Origin of the sequence: Amycolatopsis sp. NPDC051758, assembly GCF_044453095.1 — a bacterium.
Taxonomy (GTDB): domain Bacteria; phylum Actinomycetota; class Actinomycetes; order Mycobacteriales; family Pseudonocardiaceae; genus Amycolatopsis.
Genome location: NZ_JBITCJ010000004.1, coordinates 638,681 through 663,315, shown reverse-complemented (window position 1 = coordinate 663,315; position 24,635 = coordinate 638,681). Strand labels below are relative to the sequence as shown.

Below are 24,635 nucleotides of genomic sequence, written 5' to 3'. Positions count from 1 at the left end.
CGCGAGGGAGTCGAAATCGTCCCATGGCAGGCGATGTGGCGGCAGTATCACAGGTTTCCGGTCAGCTCCGGGGTTTTTTCCGAGCACGGCGCACTCCGTCGTCAGTCGACCCGTTTGGCTCCGCCACTAGAGCTCGCGGTGACCTGGACGTAGGCCACCCGTTCCATCGTGTGGCGCAGTGCATGCCGCAGTTGGCTGCCGTCGAGCGTGCGCAACCGGGCCAGTGATACCTCGCTGAGGTCGAGCAGTTCGGATTCGATTCCCGCTTCGCCGCCGGAGCGCGGTACCTGCGTCACGATTTCCCCTCTCGAAGGGAGAACGGACCCCGTCGGCCCGATTTCATTGTCCCGCATTTCGTGCGGTTGCGACAGGGACGGACGCACTGGGCCGTTCAGGCGATGCCCAGCACCGTGTGCAGCAAGGTCGTCAGTTCCGCCGCGAAGTGCGGCCGCCCGGCAACCCGGCGGGTGCGGGCCAGGTCGTTCGCAATGGTCAGCGCCGCGTGCACCGTGATTTTCGCTTCGCGCGGCGGTAGTGAAGGACGCACCGACGACAGCAGCACGACCCACTGCGCCACATAATCCCGCTGCACGCGCAACAGATCCGCCTTGTCGCGGTCCGGCATCGTGACGCGGTCCGCCGAGAACGACACCAGCAGTTCCGGCGTGTGCAGAATCGTGTGCACGTACGACGCCGCCAGTTGGTGCAGTGCTGTGCGCTCGTCCGGGGCCTGTAGTGCTCGCTCGGCTGCCAAGGCGAGCCGGTCCGCTGCGCGGTGGCCGATGGCCACCATCAGGGCCGCTTTGCTCGGGAAGTGGCGGTAGACGCTGGGGCCGGCTATGCCTGCCGCCGCGCCGATGTCTTCCATGCTCACGTCGTGGAAGCCCCGGTGGGCGAACAGCGCCGTTGCCTCCGCCAGCACCTGCTCGCGGCGGGATGGGGTGCCCAGGCTGAGCGCCGGAGAAGACGGCGGTGAAGACGGCGTGGGGAGTGTGGCGTTGAGCACACCGAGGGCCAGTTCGACCAGTAACTGAGCGAAGCGGCGGCGGGCCACCGACGTGTGGTGCACCGACACACTGCCGAACACCGACAGCGCCGCCCAGCAGAGCAGCTCCGCGTCTTCGCCGGGCAGATCCGGGCGCCGGACCTGGAGCGCCTTCGACCACGCCGTCAACGCCAGCGTTGAACGGCGGGCGATCTCCCGCTGGTCCTCCTTGGGGAGGTGACGGCCTTCCCAGCGCCACAGCGCGGCGATTTCCCGGCGTTCGACGGCCTGGGTGGCGAGCCGGCCCAGCAGGTCTTCCAGCTGGTCAGCGGGCGAAACGGAGTCGGACAGCGCCTCCGCCGTCGCCGCCTCCAGGTCCTCGAAGCCGCTCAGGACGACGTACGCCAGGATCGCCTGCTTGTCCGCGAAGTGGCGGTACAGCGCCGGCCCGGTGACGCCTGCCGCGTCCGCTATGTCCTTGATGCCGACTCCGGGGAAACCGCGCGCGCGGAACAGCTCCGCCGCCACCGCAGCCAGCTGGGCTTTGCGGTCGCGGGGTCGCGCAGCACGTACGGAGTCGGTCATCGTGAGTGAACGATAGCGGCTAACGGCACACCTGCAACCCATTGACACCATGGGGTTATCCAGCGATATGTTAATGGCCATTAGCCCTACTGGCCGGTATCATCGGCCACGGTACGAAGACGTCCCACCCGCTCGCGAGGAGTTGTTCTGTGAGTAGCGAGGCCTACATCTACGAGGCGATCCGCACGCCTCGCGGCAAGAACAAGGGCGGTGCCCTGCACGGCACCAAGCCGGTCGACCTGGTGGTCGGCCTGATCAACGAACTCAAGGTCCGCCACCCGAACCTCGACCCCGCCGTGATCGACGACGTTGTACTCGGCGTCGTCTCGCCGGTCGGCGAGCAGGGTGCGGTCATCGCGCGCACCGCCGCGCTGAACGCCGGTCTCCCCGAGACCGTCGCGGGCGTGCAGCTCAACCGCTTCTGCGCCTCCGGCCTGGAGGCCACCAACACTGCCGCGCAGAAGGTCCGCTCCGGCTGGGACAACCTGATCATCGCCGGTGGTGTCGAGTCGATGTCGCGCGTGCCGATGGGCTCCGACGGCGGCGCGCTGTTCATGGACCCGGCCACCGCGTACGACAACTACATCGTCCCGCAGGGCACCGGCGCCGACCTGATCGCGACCATCGAGGGCTTCTCCCGCGAGGACGTCGACGCGTGGGCCGTGCGCTCGCAGGAGAAGGCCGAGGCGGCCTGGTCCGGCGGCTACTTCGCCAAGTCCGTCGTCCCGGTCAAGGACATCAACGGCGTCACGGTCCTCGACCACGACGAGCACCGCCGTCCCGGCTCCACCGTCGAGGGCCTCGGCAAGCTCAAGCCCGCCTTCGCCGGCATCGGCGAGCTGGGCGGCTTCGACGCCGTGGCGCTGCAGAAGTACCACTCGGTCGAGAAGATCAACCACGTCCACACCGGCGGCAACTCCTCGGGCATCGTCGACGGCGCCGCCCTGGTGCTCGTCGGTTCCGAGCAGATCGGCAAGACCTTCGGGCTCACGCCGCGCGCCCGGATCGTGGCGACCGCGTCGATCGGCTCCGAGCCGACGATCATGCTCACCGGCCCGACCCCGGCCACCGAGAAGGTCCTGAAGACCGCGGGCCTCAAGCCCGAGGACATCGACCTGTGGGAGCTCAACGAGGCGTTCGCGTCCGTCGTGCTCAAGTGGATCAAGGACCTGCACCTCGACGAGGAGAAGGTCAACGTCAACGGCGGCGCGATCGCCATGGGCCACCCGCTCGGCGCCACCGGCGCGATGCTGGTCGGCACCGTGGTCGACGAGCTCGAACGCCGCCAGGCGCGCCGCGCCCTGGTGACCCTGTGCATCGGCGGCGGCATGGGCGTCGCCACCATCATCGAGCGGGTGTGAGGACGGAAATGGCCGAGAGCAAGACCATCCGCTGGGAGCAGGACGAAGACGGCATCGTCACCCTGACCCTCGACGACCCGAAGCAGTCGGCGAACACGATGAACGCCGACTTCCGCGAGTCGCTCGGCGTGACCGTGGACCGCCTGGAGGCCGAGAAGGACTCCATCACCGGCGTCGTCATCACGTCCGCCAAGAAGACCTTCTTCGCCGGTGGCGACCTGAACGACCTCATCCAGGCCAAGCCCGAGAACGCGGTCGAGTTCACCGAGTCGTCCGGCCTGATGAAGGGCCAGATGCGGCGGATCGAGCAGCTCGGCAAGCCGGTCGTCGCGGCGATCAACGGCGCCGCGCTCGGCGGAGGCCTCGAGATCGCGCTGGCGACGCACCACCGCATCGCCGCCGACGCCAAGGGCAGCCAGATCGGCCTGCCCGAGGTGACGCTCGGCCTGCTGCCCGGCGGCGGCGGTGTTGTGCGCACTGTCCGATTGCTGGGTATCCAGAGCGCGCTGCTGAACGTCCTGCTGCAGGGCCAGCGCCACCGTCCGCGCAAGGCGCTGGAGCTGGGCCTGGTGCACGAGGTCGTCGACACCGTCGAGGAGCTCGTCCCCGCCGCGAAGGCGTGGATCAAGGCCAACCCCGAAGGCGGCGTCCAGCCCTGGGACGTCAAGGGATACAAGATCCCCGGCGGCACGCCGTCGAACCCGAGCTTCGCGGCGAACCTCCCCGCGTTCCCGGCGAACCTGCGCAAGCAGATCAAGGGCGCGAACATGCCGGCGCCGCGGGCGATCCTGGCTGCCGCGATCGAGGGTGCGCAGGTCGACTTCGACACCGCGATCCTGATCGAGACGCGCTACTTCATCAGCCTCGCCACCGGCCAGGTCTCGAAGAACATGACGAAGGCGTTCTTCTTCGACCTGCAGACCATCAACTCCGGCGGCTCGCGGCCGGACGGCTTCGAGAAGTACACGGCCAAGAAGGTCGGCGTGCTCGGCGCCGGGATGATGGGCGCCGCGATCGCGTACGTGTCCGCGAAGGCGGGCATCGACGTCGTCCTCAAGGACGTCTCGCAGGAGGCGGCCGAGAAGGGCAAGGGCTACGCGGCCAAGCTCGAGCAGAAGGCCCTCTCGCGCGGCAAGACCACGCAGGAGAAGTCGGACGCGCTGCTGGCGAAGATCAAGCCGACCGGTGACCCGGCCGACTTCGCAGGTGTCGACTTCGTCATCGAGGCCGTGTTCGAGAGCGTCGAGCTGAAGCACAAGGTGTTCGGCGAGATCGAGAGCGTCGTCAACGCCGACGCGGTCCTGGGTTCCAACACCTCGACGCTGCCGATCACCACGCTCGCCGAGGGCGTGCAGCGGACCGAGGACTTCATCGGGATCCACTTCTTCTCGCCGGTGGACAAGATGCCACTGGTCGAGATCATCTGCGGAGAGAAGACGTCGCCGGCGACGCTGGCGAAGGTCTTCGACTACACGCTGCAGATCAAGAAGACCCCGATCGTCGTCAACGACAGCCGAGGCTTCTTCACCTCGCGCGTCATCGGCACGTTCATCAACGAGGCCGTCGCCGCGCTGGGCGAGGGTGTCGAGCCGGCGTCGATCGAGCAGGCGGGTTCGCAGGCCGGCTACCCGGCGCCGCCGCTGCAGCTGATGGACGAGCTGACGCTGACCCTGCCGCGCAAGATCCGCAAGGAGACCCGCGAGGCGATCGAGGCGGCCGGTGGCACCTGGAACGCGCACGCGTCCGAGGGCGTCATCGACCGCATGGTGGAGGAGTTCGACCGCAAGGGCCGCTCGACGGGCGCGGGCTTCTACGAGTACGGCGAGGACGGGAAGCGCACCGGGCTGTGGCCGGGGCTGCGTGACGCGTTCAAGTCCGGCTCGGCCGAGGTCCCGTTCGAGGACCTCAAGGAGCGGATGCTGTTCGCCGAGGCCCTCGAGACGGTGAAGTGCTTCGACGAGGGTGTGCTGACGTCGGTGGCCGACGCCAACATCGGCTCGATCTTCGGCATCGGCTTCCCGGCGTGGACCGGCGGTGTCATCCAGTACATCAACCAGTACGAGGGTGGTCTGCAGGGCTTCGTCGACCGGTCGCGTGAGCTGGCCGCCCGCTACGGCGACCACTTCGAGCCGCCGCAGTCGCTGGTGGACAAGGCCGCCAAGGGCGAGATCTACGAATAAGGACTGAACGTCGAGGGCCGTCACTTCGGTGGCGGCCTTCGTCGTGTCCGCCTGTTTGTCCGCTGCCGTTCGCCCGAAAGCCACCGGACGCGGGTTAATCTCCGCCCATGCGCCGTCCCGTCACGGTGGCACTGGCCGCCGCTCTGCTCGCCTCGACGTTGACAACGATGTCAGCAGCCGCTGACCTGAGCCCTGCCGACTTCGTCGACCCGCTGATCGGCTCCGCCGGGGACGGCAACACCTACCCCGGAGCCACCGCGCCGTTCGGGATGCTCGCCTGGAGCCCCACCAGCACGCGCGGGGACCAGACCAGCACCGGCGCCGCCAACGGCTACCAGTACGACACCACCCGGCTCCGCGGCTTCAGCCTCACCCACGTCAACGGCGCGGGCTGCAACCCCGGCGCCGCCGGCGACGTGCCGATCCTGCCGTTCGCCGGCGACGTCACCTCCTCGCCGACCGCCGACACCACCGACGCGGTCTACGCGAGCAACTTCAGCCACGCCGACGAAGCGGCAACGACGGGACGGTACCGTCTCGGCCTGCAGAACGGCGTCACCACCGACGTCGCCGCCACCGAACGCACCGCGATCGGCACCATGCAATACCCGGCCGGCAAGCCTGCCAGCCTGCTCTTCCGGACGTCGAACTCCCTCAACGGCAGCGAAGACGCCGAGACCCACATCGACGCGGCGAACCGCAAGGTCACCGGGTCCGTGCTCACCGGCGCGTTCTGCGGCCGCCGCGCGAACGGCGGGGTCAACAACCGCAAGTCCTACTACCGTCTGTACTTCACCGCGCAGTTCGACCAGCCCGTCACCGGCACCGGGACGTGGAAGGACAAGACGCTGCAGCCGGGCGGCGCCGACCAGACCGGCGGCGAGGGGTACGCAACCGGCGCGGACCGGGCCGGACGCGGCTCCGGCGGATACGTCACCTTCGCGCCCGGTAGCCGCGTCACCATGCGGATCGCCGTCTCGTACGTCTCCCTCGAAGGCGCCGAACGCAACCTGCGTGCCGAGCAGCCGAACAGGTCAACCGTGGACAGCGTCGCGGAGAAGACCAAGAAAGCCTGGAATGCCGAGCTGAGCCGGGTGGATGTCAGCGGCGGCACGGCCGGCCAGCGCATCGCGTTCACCACCGCGCTCTACCACGGCCTGCAGCAGCCGAACATGGTCAGCGACGTCGACGGCCGGTACCTGGGGATGGATCAAAAAGTCCACCGCGTCGAACGAGGGCAGGACGCGCAGTACTCCAACTTCTCCGGCTGGGACCAGTACCGCGCGCAGATCCAGCTGCTCGCCCTGCTCGAACCGCGCGTCGCCGGGAACTTCGCGCAGTCGCTCTACAACTACGCGAAGCAGAACGACGGCGTCTGGGACCGCTGGGTGCACGTCAACGGCGCGACGCACGTGATGACCGGCGACCCGTCGGCGGCGACGATCGCGACCTTCTACGCGATGGGCGTCCGCAACTTCGACTACCGCGGCGCGTTCGATTCGCTGTACAAGCAGGCGACGGTCCCGCGGCCCGAAGGTCTGCAGGACGGCGGCTGCCCGGGCCAGTGCGTCGGCCAGCGCCCGAACCTCGCGCAGTACCTGACGTCGCACTACGCGCCCAACGACGTCTGCCACTGCTGGGGCGGCGCCGCCGAGACACTGGAAGACGCGGTCGCCGACTCGGCAATCGGACATTTCGCAGAGCAGCTCGGCCGCACTCGCGAGGCTGCAGAGCTGCGCGCCCGGGGGGCTTACTGGCTAAATGTATTCAATAAAGAGACCGGCTATACGCAGGCCCGCAACGTCGACGGCAGCTGGGTGACGCCGTTCGACCCGGCGAGCGACCGCGGCTTCGCGCAAGGCAGTGCGGCGGCCTACACCTGGATGGTCCCGCAGGACGTCTCCGGCCTCGCCGACGCGATGGGCGGCAAGACCACCGCCGTCACCCGGCTCGACGGCTTCTTCCACGACGCGAACGGGAACTGGCAGCTCAAGGGCGGCGGCCCGCTCAAGTACGACCCGACCAACGAGCCCGACATCCACGCGCCCTGGCTGTACAACGAGCTCGGGCAGCCGTGGAAGACGCAGGAGACCGTGCGGCAGCTGGTGAACTCGGTGTACGGCACCGGGCCGTCCGGCCTGCCCGGCAACGACGACCTCGGCACGATGTCCGCCTGGTACGTCTTCGCCGCGCTCGGCCTCTACCCGCGGACGCCGGGCTCGGCGGAGCTGCTGCTCTCGAGCCCGCTCTTCCCGAGCGCGGTGATCCGGCCGGCGGGCGCCGCGCCGATCCGGATCACGACGTCCGGCAGCGGGAAGTACGTCCAGGACGTCCGCCGCGGGGGACGGCCGCAGCGCGACTGGAAGCTCGACGCGTCCTTCCTGCGCACCGGCGGCACCCTGGACTTCCGGCTGTCCGAGACGCCGACGACCTGGGGGAGCTGATCACCCGATCGTGGTGACCGGGCGGCGAGTACCGTCGCCGCGTGGCAGCGCCGGTCCATCGGACGATCTTCGTGGTCGACGTCGAAGGGTTCGGCGCCGCGGACCGGACGACGCCGGATCGTGTGGCCATGCGGCGGGGCTTGCTCCACGCAGTGAAGACCGCGTTCCGCGAGGCCGGCGTCCGGTGGCGCGGGCTGCACGTCGAGGACGGCGGCGACGAGTTGCTCGTCCTCGTCCCGGCGAAGGTCGCCAAGGCGGTCTTCGTGGAACGGGTGCCCCAGGTCCTGGCCGACCGGCTCCGCGCGTACAACGCCCGGCATCGCAGGCAGGCGCGGATGCGGCTCCGGGCGGCGGTCCACGCCGGCGAAGTCCTCTTCCACGACGGCAAGGCGACCGCACCGGCGATCATCAAGGCGCGCCGTCTGCTCGACGCCGCCGAGCTGAAGTCGGCCCTGGCCGAGTCCGACCGGATGCTGGCGCTGGTCTCCTCGGAGTGGATCTACGACGAAGTGGTCCGCCACGGCGACCACGCGGACGACTACCGGCCGATCCAGGTCGAGGTGAAGGAGACGTCGGAGCGGGCCTGGATCACGCTGCCGGTGCCCGCTGCACCGGCGAAGCGGAGCTGGGTGGTGAGGCGGCGGACGCCCTTGTTGTGCGCGGTGGCGGTGATGGTGGTGCTCGCGGCGGCGGTGCCGGTCGTGCTGAAGCTCGTCAGCGCCCCCGGCGCCGCGCCCGCGCAGTCGCTGCTGGGCGACCCTCGGACCGCGGACCCCTGCGCACTGACCTACGCCGACGCGCTGAGCGCTTACGGCCTGGTGGAGACGTCGGACCACTACGGCAACTTCGACCGCTGCGACGCCATGGTCTACCTGACGAAGGACCGTGAGCAGTTCGTCGACGTCCGGGTCGACTTCGCGCAGGGCGAGGAAGACTCCAGCGTCCCGGTGCACCGGGAGGGCGCGATCGGCATCCAGCGCCCACCCGCCGGGCCGGACAGCTGCACCCGGCTCCTGGTCCTGCCGGACGACGAGCAGGTGGTCGTCCAGGCCGACGAGCAGGGTGACGAGAAGGTCGACCTGTGCGGGATGGCCGAGGCCGTCACCTCGAGCGCGCTGGTGACGTTGCGGAAGGGCCAGGTCGACCGCCGCACGCTGGACGCCGGGTCGCTGGCGAGCGAGGACGCTTGCGCCCTGCTGGACTCGGCGGCCGTGACGGCGGCGGTCGGCCCCGGCCCGATCGAGCTGAACCCGTCCTTCGCGCACTGGGGCTGCGCGTGGGAGTACACGGACCGGCCCGGGGTCGCGAAGGTGATCTTCGACCGGACGGCCGCCGACCAGGTGGACGGCGCTGCGGTCCCGCTGCCCGGTTTCGCGGCGCGCGTGCAGGCCGCACAGCGCAGCGACACCAGTTGCACCGTCTCGATCATCTACCGTACCTACGTCGACAAGAAGCACGAGCAGACGGACGAACTCGTGCTCGTCGACGTAGAGAAGCGGGACGAGCCGCCGGACCGGTTGTGCGAACCGGCCCGGCGCCTGGCCGCCACGGTGGCGCAGCGGCTGTCCCGCTGAGTCACGGCTCCAGGGCGACGTGCGGCAGGCGGTGGTCCAGCCACCGCGGCAGCCACCACGCACGTTCCCCGAGCAGCCGCATGATCGCCGGGACGACCAGGCAGCGGATCACCAGCGCGTCCAGCAGCACCGCGACCGCCAGGCCGAGGCCGAACTGTGCGAGCATCCGTGACGGATCGAGCAGGAACGCGCCGAACACCAGCACCATGATCGCGCCGGCCGCGGTGATCACACCGCCGGTCGAGGCGAGTCCTTCGCGCACGGCCAGCCGCGCGTCGCCGGTGCGCCGCCACTCCTCGTGCATCCGCGACACGAGGAACACCTCGTAGTCCATCGACAGCCCGAACACGATCGCGAAGATCATCACCGGCACGAACGCCTCGATCGGGCCGGCCTGCGCGCCGAACCAGCCGTCGCCGAACACGAGCGTCATGACGCCGAGCGAGGCGCCGATGCTCAGCAGGTTCAGCAACGCCGCCTTCAGCGGGATGAGGATCGACCGGAACACGACCATCAGCAGCAGTGCCGACAGCCCGACGACAACCAGTACGAACAGCGGCAGCCGATCGGCGACAGCGCTCGCGAAGTCCGTTGCGGCCGCCACCGAGCCGCCGACGAGGTAGTGGCCGGGCAGCGTCGGCAGGACGTCGGTCCGCAGCCGCGTCACCAGCTCGGCCGTCGCCTCGTCCTGGGGTGACGTCGTCGGGAAGACGAGCACCGTCATGCCCATCGGCGGCAGCGCGCGGGCGATCCCCGGCGTCGACGCGAGCCGCTGCTGCAGCGCGGCGGTGTCGCCGTCTTCGGTGACGATCGCGAGTGGTCCGCTGAAGCCCGGCCCAAAGCCTTCGGCCAGGAGGTCGTACGCCTGGCGCGTGGTCGATCCGGCCGGATCGGTGCCCGAGTCGGCGAAGCCGAGCCGCATCCCGGCGGCCGGAACGGACAGCCCGATGAGGACGGCCAGGCCGACCGCGAGCGGGGCCAGCGGACGCCGCTGGACGCCGTCCGCGAGCCGTCGCCACATCCTGCCGTGGTCACGTTTCGCGGCGTGGCGGTGGATCCCGCGTTCGAGCCGGTTCCCGAACAGTGACAGCAGCGCGGGCAGCAGCGTCACCGACGCGAGCATCGTCATCAGCACGGTGAGCGCGACGGCCACGGCCACTCCACGCAGCCCGCCGAGCCCGAGCGCGAGCAGGCCGAGCAGCGCGATGATGACCGTCGTCCCGGCGAACAGCACCGAGCGGCCGGCGGTGTCGAGCGCGCGCCGGGCGGCCGAGTCCCGGTCGTGGCCGGCGAGGATCTCGCTGCGGTAGCGGGAGAAGATGAGCAGCGCGTAGTCGACGCCGACGCCGAACCCGACCAGCATCATCAGCGGCGCGGTGTAGCTCGCGATGTCGACGTAGTGCGAGACGACCGTGATCACACCCAGCGTGCTGCCGACCGCGAACACCGCGGTGATGACCGGCAGGCCGGCCGCGAGCAGCGAGCGGAACAGGAACACGAGGATGACCAGCGCCGCGAGCAGCCCGACACCCTCAGCGGGTCCGCCGCCTTCGGAGACCCGCTTCACCGGATCACCGGCGAGGGCGACCTGGAGAGGACCGGGTTGTTTCGCGGTGTCGACGAACTTGACGATGTCGTCGTACGGGAGGTCGGTCGACGCGGCGTCGAAGGCCACGGTGGCGTAGCCGATCCGGCCGTCTTCCGACAGCGTCGCCGGGCTGTCGAACGGCCCGGTCACCGACCGCACGTGCGGCTGCAATCGGACATTTCCCAGAATGTTTTCGACCGTGGCACTCTGCGCGGCGAGCCCGCTGTCGGACTTGAAGACGATCTGCGCGCTCGCGCCCGATTGCGCGGTGTTCTGCAGCAGGTCGACGACCTGCTGGGATTCGGTGCCGGGCAGCGAGTTGTCGTCGTGGTACGCGCTGCCGGCCAGGCGGGAGGTGAACGTGACGCCGATGAGGACCAGCGCCCAGAGTGCGACGGCGAGCCACCGGTGACGCTGCGCCCAGCCGGCCAGGCGCGCCAGCCGTCCCCCGGTGGTGCGAGTGATGGCGTCCATGGTGGACAAGGATTCGCGAGAGCGCCCCTACTCCGCGTCGAGCACGGGAGGACACTTCCGGTGCTCCCGGCGGTGTCCCCTAAGGCCTTTCCCGTACTCCTGCGGGAGTACAGCTCAGGGCGTCAGCCAGCGCGGCGTCACCGCGCCGGACTCGTAGGCGAGGACGACGAGCTGGGCGCGGTCGCGCATGCCGGTCTTGGTCATGATGCGGCTGACGTGCGTCTTCGCCGTCGCCGGGCTGAGCGTGAGCTCACGCGCGATCTCGTCGTTGGACAGTCCCGCCGCGACCAGGGACAGCACCTCGCGCTCGCGGTCGGTGAGCCGGTCCAGCGCCGGCGGCGGTCCCGGGCGCGTGACCCGCGCGGCGAACTCGGAGATCAGCCGCCGGGTGATCGACGGCGCCAGCAGCGCGTCGCCGCGGGACACCACGCGCACGGCGTGGATCAGCTCTTCGGGTTCGGTGTCCTTGACCAGGAACCCGCTCGCGCCCGCGCGCAATGCTCCGTAGACGTCTTCGTCGAGGTCGAACGTCGTGAGGATGACGACCTTGGTGCCTTCCATCGCCGGGTCCTCGAGCAGGTGGCGGGTGGCGGCGAGGCCGTCGAGCACCGGCATCCGGATGTCCATCAGCACGACGTCCGGGCGGTGGTCGTGTGCGGCCTGCAGCGCTTCGCGGCCGTCAGCGGCTTCGGCCACGACGTCGATGTCGGCTTCGCCGTCCAAAATGGACCGGAAGCCGGCGCGGACGAGCCGCTGGTCGTCGACGAGCAGCACCCGGATCATCGGCTCATCATCGCACCGGCAGCCGGGCGTGGACCCGGTAACCGCCGCTTTCGAGCGGCGCCGCGGTCACCTCGCCGCCGAGGGTGCGAGCGCGTTCGGTCATGCCGCGGATCCCGTTGCCCGGGGCGGTGTCACCGCCGTGGCCGTCGTCGTCGACCTGCACGGACAGCTCGTCGGCGCCATAACCGAGCCGGACGACGACGGTCTTCGCAGCGGCGTGCTTCGCGACGTTCGTCAGCGCTTCCTGGACGACCCGGAACGCGGCGTGCTCGACGTCCGGCGGCAGCTCCCGGGCGACACCGTCGATCTCGGTGCGCACGGTCAGCCCGGACGCGCCGACCGACTCGGCCAGCTCCGCGACCCGCGAGAGTGACGGCTGGTCGGCCTGGCGCAGCATGCCGAGCGTCGCGCGCAGCTCCTGGAGCGCGGTCTTGCTCGCGTCCTTGATCGTGCCGAGCGCTTCTTCGGCCTGACCGGGGTCACGCCGGTGCAGCGCGGCGCCGGCCTGGACGTTGATCAGCGCGAGGTGGTGGCCCAGGACGTCGTGCAGCTCGCGGGCGATGCGCAGACGTTCCTCGGTGGCCCGCGCCCGGGCTTCGGCTTCTTTCGTGCGCTCGGCCTCGGCCCGGTAGTGCGCGACGGCGCCGCCGGCGACCAGGGCCACGAACCAGCCGGTCATCAGGAAGAACGCGAAGTTGTCGACGTGCCGCCCGGTCCGCGAGCTGATCTCGCCGGCCGCGACGCCGGCCATCGCGGCGACGACGAGCAGCGCGGCGCCGCGGATCCGCCCGGCTGCGGCGGCCGCATACAGCGCGTACGCGAAGGCGAGCAGCACGAGGCCGTCCGGATCGGTCAGCGGGTAGTAGAGGGCGCAGCAGGCGAGCGCGAACCCGGCGACGGCCAGCGGGTGGCGGCGCCGGAAGAAGAGGGCGGCGCAGCAGGCGATCGTCAGCACCCAGCCGAGTGCGGCGTGGTGCGGAACGTCGTCGTGGTCGCTGAGCACGGCGAAGAGCGTGCCGGCGAGCACAGCGACGGTCACCGCGAGCTCCGCCGCGAACTGCCGCAACCAGGACATGCGGCGAGTCTAAGCGGCCGCGCGGAGTTTCTTCCCGGCGTCGACCGGAATTTGCCCACAGCGTGATCGCCGCTCGCGAACAGGATTTTCGTTTGTAACAAAGGGTTTCCGCGCACCGACTAGGCGGCATTGATTCGCGTTGCTAAGGAGTGCTCGTGAGCAAGAAACTGGGGTGGGTCCTGGTCGCAGGCCTGCTGGTGGCGGGCTGTGGCGTCGGTACGGTGCCGCCGAAGAACGTCGGGAACGTGGGCGTGATCGAGACGCCGACTTCGACGTATTCGACGCCGACGTATTCCGTTCCGGTCACGACCGAAGCGCCTGCCACCACTTCCGCAGCGCCGGTCGCGACCACACCGCAGGCCGTCGTGCCGCCGCCGAAGACGACCGTGCCCAAGCCGAAGGCCCCGAAGACCACGGTGCAGGCCGCCCCGAAGCCGGCCGAGTGCGGAGCCGACTACTACCGCAACTCCGACGGCAACTGCGTCCACCGGCCCAGCGACAACCCGGCCGGCGCGACGGCCCTCTGCAAGGACGGCAGTTACAGCTACAGCCAGCACCGCTCGGGCACCTGCTCCGGTCACGGAGGCGTGCGCACCTGGTTGTGACAAGAGCACTATTCGAGCGGAAACCAGCCATCCCGTAGGTACAGTGCATGAAGTTGCATGATGTGTACTAACTACACACCGGGGGTGTGCTGGTGTCCCGTCCCGGACGGTCCGGTCGCGCGATCATCGTCGTGCTCGCTTCGTGCGGGCTGGTCGCGTCGTTCATGCAGACGCTGGTGGTGCCGCTGATCCCGGTGTTCCCGCGGCTGCTGAACGCCTCCGCCGCCGACGCGTCCTGGGTGGTCACCGTGACGCTGCTGGCGGCGTCGGTCATCACCCCGGTCAGCGGGCGGCTCGGCGACCTCTACGGCAAACGGCGGATGATCCTCGTCAGCCTCGCGCTGCTCATCGCCGGTTCGGTCGTGTCCGCGACGACCAGCGCGCTCGCGTTCCAGATCCTCGGCCGCGGGCTGCAGGGCTGCGCGATGGGCGTGATCCCGCTCGGCATCAGCATCATGCGCGACGAGCTCCCGCCGGAACGGATCGGCGGCGCGATCTCGCTGATGAGCGCGACGCTCGGCGTCGGCGGCGCGATCGGGCTGCCGGTCGCGGCGATCGTCGCCGAGAACGCCGACTGGCACGTGCTCTTCTGGACCGCCGCCGGACTCGGGCTGGCCTGCGCGCTGCTGATCTTCACCGTGGTGCCCGAGTCGCCGGTGCGCACGCCCGCGCCGTTCGACTACTTCGGCGCGTTCGGGCTGGCCGCCGGGCTGCTGTGCCTGCTGCTGCCCGTGGTGAAGGGCGCGACGTGGGGCTGGACCAGCGCGCCGACGTTGGGGCTGGCCGTGCTGGCCATCGTCATCCTGCTCGGCTGGGGCGCCTACCAGCTGCGCCGCCGCGACCCGCTGGTCGACCTCCGGGTGTCCGCCCGCCGTCCGGTGCTGTTCACGAACCTGGCGTCGATCATGGTCGGCTTCGCGCTGTACGCCATGGCGTTGTCGTTCCCGCAGCTGTTGCAGGCGCCCGCGTCGACCGGCTACGGGCTGGGCCAGACGATGGTCGAATCCGGCCTCACCCTGGCCCCGAACGGCCTGGTGATGATGCTGCTGTCCCCGGTTTCGGCGCGGCTCATCACCCGGTTCGGCCCACGCCCGACGCTCATGAGCGGCGCCCTGGTGATCGCCGTCGGGTACGCGTTCGCGATCGTGCTGATGGACAACGCGCTGGAGCTCATCACGGCGTCGGTGATCATCGGCGCCGGCGTGGGGATCGCGTACGCGGCGATGCCCGCGCTGATCATGGGTTCGGTGCCGGTCACCGAAACGGCGTCGGCCAACGGCCTGAACTCCCTGATGCGCTCGGTCGGCACCGCGATCTCCAGTGCGGTGATGGCCGCGATGCTCGCCCAGCTGACGATCAGTGTCGGCGGCCTGGCGGTGCCGTCCCTGTTCGGCTTCCGCGCGACGTTCGCGGTGGCGGCGTTCGCGGCGCTGGCCGGCGTGCTGCTGGCGGCCCTGGTGCCGAAGACGCGGGTGGCGCCGGTGCTGGTGGGCGTCGGTTAGGACTGGGCCGTCAGGTGGCTCGTGTCGCCAAGCGTGTGCAGTGTCCGATTGTGGAAGTAGCCGTCCTCTTCGAGCACCGTGATGCCGCCGGGACGGGACCGGAACGACACGTGCGCGCAGGCGGAGACCGGCAGGCCGAGCCACGCCGCGATCACCCAGCTCAGCGAGCCGCCGTGGGTGACGATCACCTGGTGCTCGCTGCCGCTCTCCGCGACCTGCGCCATGGCGCCGTACACCCGCTCGACCCACTGCCGCTTGGTTTCGGCTCCCTCGATGCCCTCGTCGTGGTCGAGCCGTTCGCCGATCGCCGGCGGCGGGACGAAACGCGCGTCGAGCCAGGACTGCGGCCGTCCGCCGGCAACACCGTAGGACTTCTCGCGCAGGCCGGGGAGGAACACGGGCTCGACGGCGAACACGTTCGCAATCGGCTCGGCCGTCTCGGCCGTGCGTAGCAGGTCGGAGCTGTAGAGCTCGATCCGCGACGTCCGGGGGATCAGCTCGCGCAGCCGCTTCGCGATCGCCGTCGCGTCGGCACGACCGCGTGAGGTGAGGGCCGAGTCGAACCAGCCGCCGACCCGGCCCTCCACGTGGTGCGTGGCTTCGGGGTGCGTGACCGCGTAAAGCACGCAGTCAGTCCTTGCGCGCCACCAGCGCCAGGCCGCCGCACTCCGCCGGGTCGTCGGGCACATCCGAAGCCGCGTCCGGCCGCCACTCGGGGATGAACACGATCCCCGGGTCGACGATCTCGAAGCCGTCGACCAGCTTCCGCAGTTCGTCGGCCGAGCGGGGGACGACCGGGTTCGAGCTCTTCTGGTACATCGCCACGGCGCGCGCGGTGCCGTCACTCTGGTGCTCGTGCGTGGCGGACGACAGCGCCAGGTAGCTGCCGGGCGCGAGCGCGTCGCGGTAGCTGGCGAGCAGGCGGGCCGGGTCGCGCTCGTCCGGGATGAAGTGCACGAACAAGGCCATCACGACCATCACCGGCTGGTCCAGGTCCAGCATCATCTCGGTGGTTTCGTGCTCGAGGACGTCGTCCGGGAACTCGGCGTCGGCGAACACCATCGCCGCGTTCTCGTTGTCCTCCAGCACGATCTCGCTGTGCGCGACCGCGACCGGCTCGTTGTCGACGTACACGACCCGCGACCTCGGGTCGATGGCCTGCGCCACCTCGTGCACGTGCCCGACGGTCGGCATGCCCGAGCCGATGTCGAGGAACTGCCGGATGCCGTTGTCCATCCCGAACCGGATCGCGCGGCGCAGCCACTGCCGGTTGAGCTGCGCACGCTCGCGCGCGTTCGGCTGGGCGCTCAGCACCTGCTCGGCGAACATCCGGTCGACGGCGTAGTTCAGCTCGCCCCCGAGGATGTAGTCGTACACGCGCGCGGCGTTGGGCTTGTCGAGGTCGATGCCGCGCCTCGCGAGTTCGTCTTCGGTCATCCGCCGCTCCAGGGCTCAGGTGTGAAGCGAGAATAGCCGGACACGCACCGCAGCCGCCTCGTTGCTAGTTCTTGCGCGCCACCAGGGCCAGCTGGCTGGCCAGCTCCGGGTTTTCGCCGACCTCGGACGGGTCGTCCGGCCGCCACTCGGGTGTGAACACGATCCCCGGCGGCAGGATCTCGAAGCCGTCCAACAGTGCGCGCAGCTCGTCACGCGACCGCGCGAAGACGTTGGTGCCGCTCTTCTGGTAGAGCTCGGCCGCCCGGCGGACCTCCTCACCCTGGCCCTCGAACGTGCCCGACGACAGCGCCAGGTAGCTGCCCGGGACGAGCGCGTCGCGGTAGGCCGCGATCAGCCCGGCGGGGTTGCGCTCGTCCGGGATGAAGTGCACGAACGCGGCCATGACCACCATGACCGGCCGGCTGAAGTCCAGCAGCCGCTCCGTGGTCTCGTGCTCGAGGACGTCGGCCGGGAACTCGGCGTCGGCTTGCACCATCTCCGCGTTGTCGTTGCCCTTCAGCACGATCTCGCTGTGCGCGACGGCAACCGGCTCGTTGTCCACGTAGACGACCCGCGACTCGGGGTCGATCGCCTGGACGACCTCGTGCACGTGCCCCACGGTCGGCATGCCCGAGCCGATGTCGAGGAACTGCCGGATCCCCTGCTCGGCGCCGAAGCGGACGGCCCGGCGCAGCCAGCGCCGGTTCAGCAGGGCCAGGTCCCGGGCCTCGGGCCGCACTGCGAGGAGTTGCTCGGCGAACATCCGGTCGATGGCGTAGTTGAGCTTGCCGCCGATCAGGTAGTCGTACACGCGCGCGGCGTTCGGCTTGTCGAAGTCGATTCCGCGTTTCGCGTGTTCGTCGGTCATCGCCGCTCCTCGCCGTAGGTGTGACGGGGAGAATAGTCCGCTTCAGAGCAGCGGCGGCACCACGGCGTCGATGAGGTGCGGACCCGGCTCGGCGAAGGCGCGCTGCAACTGCTCGGCGAGCTCCTCGGCGGTGGTCGCCCGCGTCGCGGGCACGCCCATGCCCTCCGCGATCTTCACGAAGTCCATGTCCGGCCGCGACAGGTCGAGCAGGTCGTTGGCCTTCGGCCCGCCCGAAGCCGCGCCGACGCGCTGCAGTTCCATCCGCAGGATCGCGTACGCGCGGTTGTTGAGCAGCACCGTCGTGACGTTCAGGTTCTCCCGCGCCTGCGTCCACAGCGCCGAGATCGTGTAGAGCGCGCTGCCGTCCGATTGCAGGTTCAGGACGGGACGGTCCCGTCCCGCCACTGCCGCGCCGGTGGCCACCGGCATGCCGTAGCCGATCGCGCCGCCGGTGAGTGTCAGCACGTCGTGCCGCGGCGCGCCGGCCGTCGCCGTCGGGAGCAGCAGGCCGGACGTGTTCGCTTCGTCGGCGATGATCGCGTTCTCCGGCAGCAGCGCGCCGATGACGTCGACCCAGTTCTGCGGGGTCAGCGGCCCGCTGGGCAGCGCGGGCCGGGACGCCTGCTGCAGCACCGGCTCGGTGTCCGCGGCGACGAGGTCCGCGACCTCGTTCAGCGCGCGCGTGACGTCCTGGCCGACCGACGCGAGCACGTGCACCTGCGCGCCTTCGGGCACCAGGTCGCTCGGCTTGCCCGGGTAGGCGAAGAACGACACGGGCGCCTTCGTGCCCGCGACGACGACGTGCTTGATGCCGTCGAGCTGGTACGCGACCTGCTCGGCGAGGTACCCGAGCCGCTCGATCGTCGGCAGCCCCTCGCCGCGCTCCAGTCGAGACGGGAACGTCTCGACGAACGCCTTGGCGCCGGTCGCGGCGGCGATCCGGCTGGCCGCGCGCAGGCCTTCTTCGCGGCATGCGCTGCCGCCGATGAGCAGCGCCACCGGCTCCCCGGTGCCGAACACCGCGGCGACGTCCTTGACGGTTGTCGCGTCCGCGGCCTGCGGCACGCGCGGCGGGATCGGCGCGCACGTCTCGCCGCCCTCGCCCCAGGAGGCGTCGGCGGGCAGGATCAGCGTGGCGACGCGGCCAGGCGCGTCCTGCGCGGCGGCGACCGCGGCGGCGGCGTCCGCCCCGACGTCCTTGGTGTGCTCCGAGCGGCGCACCCAGCCTTCGAGCGAGCCCGCGATGGCGTCGATGTCCGACTCCAACGGCGCGTCGTACTGCTTGTGGTAGGTCGCGTGGTCGCCGACGACGTTGACGATCGGCGTGTGCGCGCGCCGCGCGTTGTGCAGGTTCGCCAGGCCGTTGCCCAGGCCGGGGCCGAGGTGCAGCAGTGTCGCGGCGGGCTTGTCCGCGATGCGCGCGTACCCGTCGGCGGCACCGGTGACAACGCCTTCGAACAGCGCGAGCACGCCTCGCATCTCCGGGACGGTGTCGAGCGCGGCGACGAAGTGCATCTCTGACGTGCCGGGGTTGGCGAAGCACACGTCGACGCCGGCGTCGACCAGCGTGCGGATCAGGGACTGGGCGCCGTTCATCTCGCTCATGCGGTTCCTTCGGGGAAGAGAACGCCGGGGTTGAGGATCCCGGCGGGGTCGAAGCTCTGCTTGATCCGGCGCATCAGCTCGATCTTCGCCGGGTCTTCGAGTTCCTGGTGGTAGCCCGCCTTGGTGCGGCCGAGGCCATGCTCGCCGGAGATCGCGCCGCCGAGCTCCATGGCGTACGCGAAGATATCGGTGAGCAGCTGTTTCCGCTTGTCGGCGTCCTTGCAGAAGATCCCGAGGTGGACGTTGCCGTCACCGGCGTGCCCGCAACCGAGCGCGCCACCGCCCGCGGCCATCGCGAGCTCCCGCGACTTCGAGATGAACTGCGGCATGGCGGTCCGCGGCACGACGACGTCGATCACGTCGTCGGCGCCGACGGCCTTTGCGGTCCAGAAGGCCTTCTCGCGGGCTTCGATGAGCTTGCGCGCGGCGCCGCCGTCGAGGACGTAGACGTCGACCGCGCCGAGTTCGCCGAGCAGCTCGCCGACTGTCTCGACGTCCTCCTCCAGGCGTCCGCTCTCGCGGTTCTCCAGCGCCACCACCAGGTACGCCTCGCACGTCTCGCGGATCTTGTCCGGGACGCCGAGCTCGAGCTTCTCGTTGTAGACGATGGCGGCCATCGTCATGTTGTCGATGTACTCGAGGATGTGCGGCGCGAGCCCGCTGGAGAGGATCGCCGGCACGGCGGCCATGACCTGGGCGAAGTCGCCGAACGGGGCGAGCACGGTGGCGCCGTGCGTGAGCCGCGGGTGCAGCTTGACGGTGACCTCGGTGGCCAGCGCGAGGGTGCCCTCGGAGCCGATGATCAGCTGCGTGAGGTCGTAGCCGGTGGAGATCTTCGACGTCTTGCCGCCGGTCCGGATGATCTCGCCGGTCGGCAGCACCGCCTGCAGGCCGAGCACGTTGTTGCGGGTGACGCCGTACTTCACCGCGCGCATCCCGCCCGCGTTGGTGCCCACGTTCCCGCCGACGCTCGCGCTCAGCTCGCCGGGATAGACGGTGTAGCTGAGTCCGGCTTCGGCGGTCTTGTTGTCCAGTTCGGCGAGCGTGACGCCGGGCTGCACGACGGCGACGTGGTTCCCGGTGTCGACTTCGAGCACCGCGTTCATGCGCTCGAAGGAGATCACCAGCCCGTCCTCGCGCGGCCGCGCGGCACCGGACAACCCGCTCCCGGACCCTCGCGCGGTCACCGGCACGTTGTGTTCCGAAGCGGCTTTAAGCAGCTCCGCAACTTCTTCGGCGGTTGCCGGCTTCGCGACGTACGCGGGCTTCTGCGGCTCCGCCGTCAGTGCTTCGTCGTGCGAGTAGTCCTCGGAGATCGCGTCGCCGGTCAGCAGGTTCTTGTCCCCGACGATCTCGGCCAGCCGTGCCGCCACGTCGCCCATCGACAGTCTCTCCTCCGCGCCGTTGCTGTGGTTACCGCAGCGTAGTACGTACCGCCGGTACGCCGCTATGAAGGTTTTTCACGTTAGCGCGGACGAGCCCGGGCGGGCGCCTGACAGGCGCCCGCCCGGAGAAGGAAGCTCAGCCGATCGGCCACGGCGGACGGCAGTCCTGCCGGGGCAGCTCGATCGAAGAGTTCGTGTAGACCCCGTCGGCGAGGGTGTCGGCCATGATCGGGCGTTCGACGTAGCACCAGTGCTGGGCGAAGTAGCCGCCCGGCGCCTCGGGTGTGTTGAAGTGGCAGACGCCGTCGGTCTGGATGCAGTAGCGGATGTACGGAATGCCACCGAAGTCCGTGCGGCCCGGGCCGAAGGAGACATAGCCGCCGAACGGCGACGGCGCGCCCGCGCCCGCCGGGATCACCGCGCTGATGCCGAGCCCGGGCGGGCCGACCGGCTGCATCGGGTCGGCGTACAGCTTCGCGTTGAAGTGGCTCCGGTCGACGTTCACGACGCCGTCCGCGATGTCGTTCAGCACGAAGTTGGCCACGATCGCGCCCTGCGAGTACCCGACGACGGTGAACTCGCCGCCCGGGTCCTCGTTGAACGAATCCTGGACGACGCGCTTCGCCTCTTCGCGGCCTATCGCGACGCTCTGGTCCATGGGGGTCGCGCCGCACGGCCCGGGCAGCCCGGACGCGCCGGCCGGGTAGTTCACGACCTTGCGGATCCCGCCGCTCAGCCACGGTTCCTGATACTGGTCCGCGTTCCCGTTGCAGGTTCCGCCGAGCAGGATGTAGTAGTGCGCGCCTTCGGCATGCGCGGCCGGTGTGGTGACGAATCCGGTGACGAGCGCCGCCACCGCCGCGCCGATCGGCAAGAGCCGTTTCAAACTTTTCACTTCGCAGTCCCCTCCGTCAGTTGATCACTGCGTCGGCGACGTTAGGGAGGGTTGATGAAATCCGGATGAAACCGGTGATGACCCGGTTACGGAACGAGATTTAGCTCAGGCTAAATCTCTGGTGGGTGACGTGCGACGCGGCGAAGCTTCCGGGTATGACATCGACGCACACCTTCGAAGACGGCTTTTCCGTGCGGCGGCTGGGTTTCGGCGCCATGCGGCTCACCGAGTGGGACTACGTGCCCGACGGTGCCGCCGCCGTCGCCCGCCGCGCGGCCGAGCTCGGCGTGACGTTCTTCGACACCGCTGACGCCTATGACCTGGGGCTGAACGAGGAACTGCTCGCCGACGCGCTGCACCCGTACGACGGGCTGCTCATCGCGACGAAGTGCGGCCACGCGCGCCCGAGCCGGGGCGAGTGGGTGCCGCTCGGCCGGCCCGAATACCTGCGTCAGCAGGCGGAACTCTCGTTGCGGCGCCTGCGCGTCGAGCGCCTCGACCTGCTGCAGCTACACCGCCTCGACCCGCAGGTGCCGCTCGCCGACCAGGTCGGCGCGCTCGCCCGGCTGCGCGACGAAGGCAAGGTCGCCCGGATCGGGTTGTCCGAGGTCAGCGTGGCGCAGCTGGCCGAAGCACGCGCCATCGCGCCGATCGCGAGCGTGCAGAACCGCTACAACCTGACGGACCGCGCGTCGGACGACGTTCTCGGCTACTGCGAGCGTGAGGGGATCGCGTTCGTCCCGTGGCTGCCGATCGCGCGGGGTGACCACGCGACGGCGGGCGGGGTGCTTGGAAAGGTCGCGGCCGGCCTCGGCGCGACACCCGCTCAGGTGTCCCTCGCCTGGCTGTTGCGCCGTTCGCCGGTCGTGGTCCCGATTCCCGGAACGTCTTCCCTCGTGCACCTCGAAGAAAACTGCGGCGCTGCCGAAACAGTGCTTTCCGATGACGATTTCGAGCAGCTGAACGCGCTGGCGTAAAAACGGCCCGGCCGCGGTTTCCCGCGGCCGGGCGTCCGGTTCCTGCCTGGATCAGACGAGCCAGCCCAGAACGTGCGCCAGGTGCGCCAGCGCGCCGGTGATGATGTCGTGGCAGTAGTGGGCGTGCTGGGCGAACATCTGCATGGAAAGGCTCCTTGTCGAATAACTCATGGATTCCCTGGAGTGCTCCCCGCGGGGAGCGGAATCAGGTTTTCACCGTGCTGTCGAGGTGTCAAAGAGCCATTCTCGGGCGACTGTGGTGGCGCGGAATCTTCCCATGCTAAACACGTAATCCCTTCGTGTTTCGCGCCGGGTGCCCGCTTTGGCGGTCAACCACTCTGGGTAGTCGTCAGGCGGAATATCACTGTCGGTAATTTCGACCTTGATCCGGCATCCTGGGCACTCGCGTAGCTCGATCTGGTGATCACCGGCCACGAAAGGTGAATTTCCGGCGATCACCCTTTCGGGTGGCGCACAACGCGAAAAAGGGGACGCCGGGTGCGGACTCCGCACCCGGCGTCCCCTTGCCGGGTAAGGGATTCAGGCTCGCGCGAACGAGAGCGTCTCGCCCTCGACACCCCGTAGCCAGAGGTCCTGCGCGGCCGCCGCCATCTCGGCCAGGCCTTCCTCGATCGTGGCGAACACGTTGCCGGGCACCCAGCCCGCATCGCCGTTGATCAGCAGGTTGTTTCGGCCGTAGAAGATCGCGAGGTCGGTCGCGCCCTGGTCGCTGTGCGCTTCGCTGTCGTCGTCGTAGCCGTACGCCGGGTTGCCGATCTCCCACGCCTCGAACCCGAAGTAGACGACGTCGCCGGGGATCGGCGTGATCGTCGGGTTCTCCCGCCCGGGCTTCGGCTCCACGAACGGCGGCACGAGCGTGTAGACCTCGTTGCGCGCGTACTTCGCGTGGTAGGCGGAACCGCTCTGCGGCAACGCGTCCCACACCGCCTTGCAGGTACGCGGCGCCTCGTCGTCGAGCAGCCGCGCCCGGCAGGACACCCCGCGCTTGTCCAGGGTGATCGTGATGTACCGGGCCATGCTCAGCTCCCCGTGACGGACGCGACGACCTCGCCCCAGATGCGCAGTGCGTCGTCGACCTGCTCGGCGTTGACGATCAGCGGCGGCACCATGCGGACGACGTTCATGTACGGCCCGCAGGTGAGCAGCAGCAGGCCGCTCTTCGACGCCGTCTGCTGCGCGGCTGCCGCGGTGGCGGCGTCGGGCTCGCCGTCGGCGGTGGTGAACTCCGAGCCGACCAGCAGACCGAGCCCGCGCACCTCGCCGATCGCCGGCGTCTTGTCCGCGATCAGCCGCGCGCCGTCGAGCAACTGGCGGCCGCGTTCGGCGGCGTTCTCCACCAGGTTTTCCTGCTGGATGACCTCGAGCGTCGCGATCGCCGCCGCGCACGAGACGGCGTTGCCGCCGTAAGTGCCACCCTGCGAACCCGGGAGCGCCTTCGCCATCAACTCCTGCGAGGCGGCGATGCCCGACAGCGGGAAGCCGCTGGCCAGGCCCTTCGCAATGAGGACGATGTCGGGCGAGACGTCGAAGTGGTCGTGCCCCCAGAACTTGCCGGTGCGGCCGAAGCCGGTCTGGATTTCGTCGAGGACGAGCAGGATGCCGTGCCGGTCCGCGCGCTCGCGCAGGCCCGCCATGAACTCTGTGTTCGCCGGGACGTAGCCGCCCTCACCGAGCACGGGCTCGACGAAGATCGCGGCGGTCTCGTTCGGGGCACTGACCGTCTGGAACAGGTAGTCCAGCTCCCGCAGCGCGAACTTCGTCGCGGTCTGCTCGTCCCAGCCGTAGTGGTAGGCATAGGGGAACGGCGCGACGTGCACGCCGGACATGAGCGGGCCGATGCCGGCGCTGAACCGCGTCCCGGACGTCGTCATGCTCGCCGCGGCGACGGTCCGGCCGTGGAAGCCGCCCTGCATGACGATGACGTTCGGGCGCTTCGTCGCCTGCCGTGCGAGCCGCAACGCCGCTTCGACGGCTTCACTGCCCGAGTTCGCGTAGAAGAGCGAGTCGAGCCCGCTGGGCAAGACGTCGCCGAGGCGCTTGGTCAGCTCGAGCAGAGGCTGGTGCATCACCGTCGTGTACTGCCCGTGGACGAGCTTGCCGATCTGCTCCTGCGCCGCGCGCACGACGTGCGGGTGGCAGTGCCCGGTGCTCGTGACGCCGATGCCGGCGGTGAAGTCGAGGTGGCGTTTGCCGTCGACGTCGTAGAGGTAAACCCCTTCACCGTGGTCGACCACGACGGGCGTTGCCTGCTTGAGCAGCGGAGATAGCTGGGCCATGGCAGCGTGCTCCTT

At 69.8% G+C, this 24,635-nt stretch carries 20 protein-coding genes; 7 read left to right on the top strand and 13 right to left on the bottom strand.

Going from position 1 to position 24,635, the window contains the following annotated elements; all coding sequences use genetic code 11:
• Positions 1-101: 101 nt before the first annotated feature.
• Together ACIA5G_RS22675 and ACIA5G_RS22670 are read right to left on the bottom strand one after the other, a co-directional pair.
• On the bottom strand, positions 102-296 hold the full coding sequence (locus tag ACIA5G_RS22675) for a hypothetical protein (RefSeq protein WP_395926178.1): 195 nt from the start codon (positions 294-296) through the stop codon (positions 102-104).
• A gap of 95 nt (positions 297-391) precedes the next feature.
• On the bottom strand, positions 392-1,570 hold the full coding sequence (locus ACIA5G_RS22670) for a TetR/AcrR family transcriptional regulator (protein ID WP_395926176.1): 1,179 nt from the start codon (positions 1,568-1,570) through the stop codon (positions 392-394).
• A gap of 149 nt (positions 1,571-1,719) precedes the next feature.
• Here ACIA5G_RS22670 and ACIA5G_RS22665 point away from each other — a divergent pair, with 149 nt between their 5' ends.
• The 4 genes from ACIA5G_RS22665 to ACIA5G_RS22650 all read left to right on the top strand — a co-directional run bounded on the left by ACIA5G_RS22665 (position 1,720) and on the right by ACIA5G_RS22650 (position 9,129).
• On the top strand, positions 1,720-2,931 hold the full coding sequence (locus ACIA5G_RS22665) for an acetyl-CoA C-acetyltransferase (protein WP_395926174.1): 1,212 nt from the start codon (positions 1,720-1,722) through the stop codon (positions 2,929-2,931).
• 8 nt (positions 2,932-2,939) lie between these two features.
• Positions 2,940-5,111 (top strand): 3-hydroxyacyl-CoA dehydrogenase NAD-binding domain-containing protein, encoded by a 2,172-nt coding sequence (locus ACIA5G_RS22660; RefSeq protein ID WP_395926172.1) that lies wholly within the window; start codon positions 2,940-2,942, stop codon positions 5,109-5,111.
• A 107-nt stretch (positions 5,112-5,218) separates the two neighbouring features.
• The gene (locus ACIA5G_RS22655) at positions 5,219-7,555 is read left to right on the top strand and encodes a GH92 family glycosyl hydrolase (protein WP_395926170.1); all 2,337 of its coding nucleotides are present in this window, start codon (positions 5,219-5,221) and stop codon (positions 7,553-7,555) included.
• Positions 7,556-7,596: 41 nt separating this feature from the next.
• Positions 7,597-9,129 (top strand): hypothetical protein, encoded by a 1,533-nt coding sequence (locus ACIA5G_RS22650; RefSeq protein WP_395926168.1) that lies wholly within the window; start codon positions 7,597-7,599, stop codon positions 9,127-9,129.
• Position 9,130: 1 nt separating this feature from the next.
• Here the strand turns inward: ACIA5G_RS22650 and ACIA5G_RS22645 are convergent, their stop codons facing one another.
• The 3 genes from ACIA5G_RS22645 to ACIA5G_RS22635 all read right to left on the bottom strand — a co-directional run bounded on the left by ACIA5G_RS22645 (position 9,131) and on the right by ACIA5G_RS22635 (position 13,049).
• Positions 9,131-11,191, bottom strand: coding sequence for an MMPL family transporter (locus tag ACIA5G_RS22645; RefSeq protein ID WP_395926166.1), 2,061 nt, complete (start codon positions 11,189-11,191; stop codon positions 9,131-9,133).
• Between the two features lie 114 nt (positions 11,192-11,305).
• Complete coding sequence (locus tag ACIA5G_RS22640; protein ID WP_395926163.1) at positions 11,306-11,974, bottom strand: response regulator; 669 nt, start codon at positions 11,972-11,974, stop codon at positions 11,306-11,308.
• Positions 11,975-11,981: 7 nt separating this feature from the next.
• Positions 11,982-13,049 carry a sensor histidine kinase gene (locus tag ACIA5G_RS22635; RefSeq protein ID WP_395926161.1) on the bottom strand — a complete coding sequence of 356 codons (1,068 nt, stop codon included), beginning with the start codon at positions 13,047-13,049 and terminating at the stop codon, positions 11,982-11,984.
• 155 nt (positions 13,050-13,204) lie between these two features.
• On the opposite strand from ACIA5G_RS22635, the gene ACIA5G_RS22630 reads away from it, so the two are divergent.
• Positions 13,205-13,654, top strand: coding sequence for a DUF3761 domain-containing protein (locus ACIA5G_RS22630; RefSeq protein ID WP_395926159.1), 450 nt, complete (start codon positions 13,205-13,207; stop codon positions 13,652-13,654).
• Between the two features lie 86 nt (positions 13,655-13,740).
• The gene (locus tag ACIA5G_RS22625) at positions 13,741-15,156 is read left to right on the top strand and encodes an MFS transporter (protein WP_395926157.1); all 1,416 of its coding nucleotides are present in this window, start codon (positions 13,741-13,743) and stop codon (positions 15,154-15,156) included.
• Here ACIA5G_RS22625 and ACIA5G_RS22620 read toward each other — a convergent pair.
• The 6 genes from ACIA5G_RS22620 to ACIA5G_RS22595 all read right to left on the bottom strand — a co-directional run bounded on the left by ACIA5G_RS22620 (position 15,153) and on the right by ACIA5G_RS22595 (position 21,346).
• Positions 15,153-15,782: a histidine phosphatase family protein gene (locus ACIA5G_RS22620; protein WP_395926155.1), complete on the bottom strand. Its 630-nt coding sequence runs from the start codon at positions 15,780-15,782 to the stop codon at positions 15,153-15,155. The two genes, ACIA5G_RS22625 and ACIA5G_RS22620, sit on opposite strands and share 4 nt — an antisense overlap.
• Before the next feature lie 4 nt (positions 15,783-15,786).
• Positions 15,787-16,593 carry an SAM-dependent methyltransferase gene (locus ACIA5G_RS22615; RefSeq protein WP_395926153.1) on the bottom strand — a complete coding sequence of 269 codons (807 nt, stop codon included), beginning with the start codon at positions 16,591-16,593 and terminating at the stop codon, positions 15,787-15,789.
• A gap of 64 nt (positions 16,594-16,657) precedes the next feature.
• Entirely contained in the window at positions 16,658-17,461 is an 804-nt protein-coding gene (locus ACIA5G_RS22610; RefSeq protein ID WP_395926151.1) for an SAM-dependent methyltransferase, read from the bottom strand.
• A gap of 42 nt (positions 17,462-17,503) precedes the next feature.
• Positions 17,504-19,057 carry an acetolactate synthase large subunit gene (locus ACIA5G_RS22605; protein ID WP_395926512.1) on the bottom strand — a complete coding sequence of 518 codons (1,554 nt, stop codon included), beginning with the start codon at positions 19,055-19,057 and terminating at the stop codon, positions 17,504-17,506.
• 5 nt (positions 19,058-19,062) lie between these two features.
• On the bottom strand, positions 19,063-20,448 hold the full coding sequence (locus tag ACIA5G_RS22600) for an FAD-binding oxidoreductase (protein ID WP_395926149.1): 1,386 nt from the start codon (positions 20,446-20,448) through the stop codon (positions 19,063-19,065).
• Between the two features lie 139 nt (positions 20,449-20,587).
• Positions 20,588-21,346 carry a PE-PPE domain-containing protein gene (locus ACIA5G_RS22595; RefSeq protein ID WP_395926147.1) on the bottom strand — a complete coding sequence of 253 codons (759 nt, stop codon included), beginning with the start codon at positions 21,344-21,346 and terminating at the stop codon, positions 20,588-20,590.
• Positions 21,347-21,501: 155 nt separating this feature from the next.
• Between ACIA5G_RS22595 and ACIA5G_RS22590 the strand changes: the two genes are divergently transcribed.
• Positions 21,502-22,323 (top strand): aldo/keto reductase, encoded by an 822-nt coding sequence (locus ACIA5G_RS22590; RefSeq protein ID WP_395926145.1) that lies wholly within the window; start codon positions 21,502-21,504, stop codon positions 22,321-22,323.
• A 540-nt stretch (positions 22,324-22,863) separates the two neighbouring features.
• Here the strand turns inward: ACIA5G_RS22590 and ACIA5G_RS22585 are convergent.
• Positions 22,864-23,361, bottom strand: coding sequence for a DUF3830 family protein (locus ACIA5G_RS22585; protein WP_395926143.1), 498 nt, complete (start codon positions 23,359-23,361; stop codon positions 22,864-22,866).
• 2 nt (positions 23,362-23,363) lie between these two features.
• Positions 23,364-24,620, bottom strand: a complete 1,257-nt coding sequence (locus tag ACIA5G_RS22580) for an aspartate aminotransferase family protein (RefSeq protein ID WP_395926141.1) — start codon at positions 24,618-24,620, stop codon at positions 23,364-23,366.
• Between the last annotated feature and the right edge of the window lie 15 nt (positions 24,621-24,635).